We start from the raw sequence: 1,728 nt of genomic DNA, 5'->3' as shown, positions 1-1,728 counted from the left end.
CCTGTTCTTCGGTCGACAGCACTTCGTCCGGTCCCCACAGGTAATGCTCGGCGAGCAGGCGCGCGCGGCGGGTGCGCTCACGCCCGTGGTCGGTGGCCAGGTTGGTGGCCAGCCGATACAGATAGGCCCGCGGGTTGTCGATGGCCTGGCCGCTGTCCACCCCGCGCGCCTTGAACCAGATCGCCTGGATCACGTCCTCGGCACCGCCATCGTTGCCCAGGATGCGCTGCACCAGGCGCAGCAGCGCGGAGCGTTCGCGGATCAGCATCTCGGTGAGGGCGGAGGCGTTGGTGGTCATGCGACAGACGCGGGGGCCGGGGCAGAAGGCGCGCCATGCTACCCCGCAAATGCGAATGAGTCACGTTTGTGCGGGCACCGGACGCTTCACCGCGCAGACCCTGCCGTGGCCGGCGCCGCAGTAGAACAGCCCGGCGCCGTCGGACTCCAGGCCGCTGACACTGCGCCCGTCCGGCATCTGCAGGCGGTGCTGCACCGCGCCGCTGGCCGGGTCGATGCGGCGGATGTCGCTCTGTCCCGCCTCGTCGGTGCCATGCCAGAGCTCGCCGTCCACCCAGGTCACGCCGGTCACGAAGCGGTCCGACTCGATCGTGCGCAGGATGCTGCCGGTGGCCGGGTCGACCTGGTGGATGCGGCGCTGCCGGTACTGCCCCACCCACAGGCTGCCTTCGGCCCAGGCCATGCCCGAGTCGGTGCCGCCGCCGGGCGCGGGGATCGAGGACAGCACCTGGCCGCTGCGCGGGTCGATCCGGTCGATGCGCGCGCCGGCGATCTGGTACAGGTGGGTGCCGTCGAAGGCGGTACCGGCATCGCAGGGCAGCGCCAGGGTGCGCACCTCCTCGCCGCTGGCCGGGTCGAACGCCACCAGCGCCGCGCCGGTGGCCGCCCATACATGGTGCCCGTCGAAGCTGACGCCGTTGACGCAGTCCGAGCCGGCGAACGGGCCGTATTCGCGCACCAGCTCGGCTGCCTGTACGGGCGCGGCCGACGGGGTACCCAAGGTGTCCGTGTTCATCGTTGCTGTCTCCTGGCCCCGGGAAGGCGGTGCCTGCCAGCGACACTAGCCAATCGGCAGCGCGGCAGGGAGTAACAAGATCGTCGTGAAACCGGCCAGCGGTACCGACTGCCAGCGCTGCGCACGGCCACGCCCGCGGCTGTGCACCTGCCCTGCGGCCTGCAGTTCGGCCAGCGCACGCTGCACGCTGCGCTGGCTGGCGCCCACCGCCAGCGCCAGCGACGAGGTGGACCAGGCGGCACCGTCGGCAAGCAGGGCGACCAACGCGCCCTGCTCGCCGTCGATCGGGGGCACCAGCACCGTGACCGTCTGCGCCTGGCAGGGCTGGATCCGGAACCCCTGCGGGGTGGCGTCAATCCGCGCCTGCGCCGCGATCAGCGCGCGCAGCCGGCCCAGCTCCACCCGCAGCCGCACGCGTAGCGAGTCGTCGGGCCGGGCGATACCGAACACGCGTGCGATCAGTGCATCGCGGTCGACCCCACCCGGCCATGCCTCGCCCAGCGCGCGCAGCAGGGCGAACAACACCGGACGGCGTGCCAGACACTGCCACTGCGTGCCGGTGCGTACGCCGCGCCGGCACGCATCCACCACCAGCGCGCCGGACGCGAGCAGGTCCGGGATGTCGTCCAGGCACAGGCTGCGCTCTACGCCGGCCTGGAGGCTGCGGGCTGCCGGCCGGTCCAATGCGGCACGTG

General features: G+C 72.4%; 2 protein-coding genes and 1 pseudogene. All 3 read right to left on the bottom strand.

Annotation, left to right across the window (positions count from 1 at the left end; translation table 11 throughout):
• Nucleotides 1-298, bottom strand: a 298-nt coding sequence (locus tag DBR34_RS23645) for a sigma factor (protein ID WP_308812561.1), incomplete at its 3' end; no start/stop codon positions are given.
• Between the two features lie 60 nt (nt 299-358).
• The gene (locus DBR34_RS16915; protein ID WP_128097655.1) at nt 359-1,033 is read right to left on the bottom strand and encodes a PQQ-binding-like beta-propeller repeat protein; all 675 of its coding nucleotides are present in this window, start codon (nt 1,031-1,033) and stop codon (nt 359-361) included.
• 45 nt (nt 1,034-1,078) lie between these two features.
• A pseudogene (locus DBR34_RS23640) lies at nt 1,079-1,728 on the bottom strand (helix-turn-helix domain-containing protein); the annotation flags it as partial.

Source organism: Stenotrophomonas sp. HMWF003 (assembly GCF_003061285.1).
Classification (GTDB): domain Bacteria; phylum Pseudomonadota; class Gammaproteobacteria; order Xanthomonadales; family Xanthomonadaceae; genus Stenotrophomonas; species Stenotrophomonas maltophilia_AP.
Note: the sequence above shows the minus strand (reverse complement) of the source record. Positions and strands in the feature narration are given on the sequence as shown.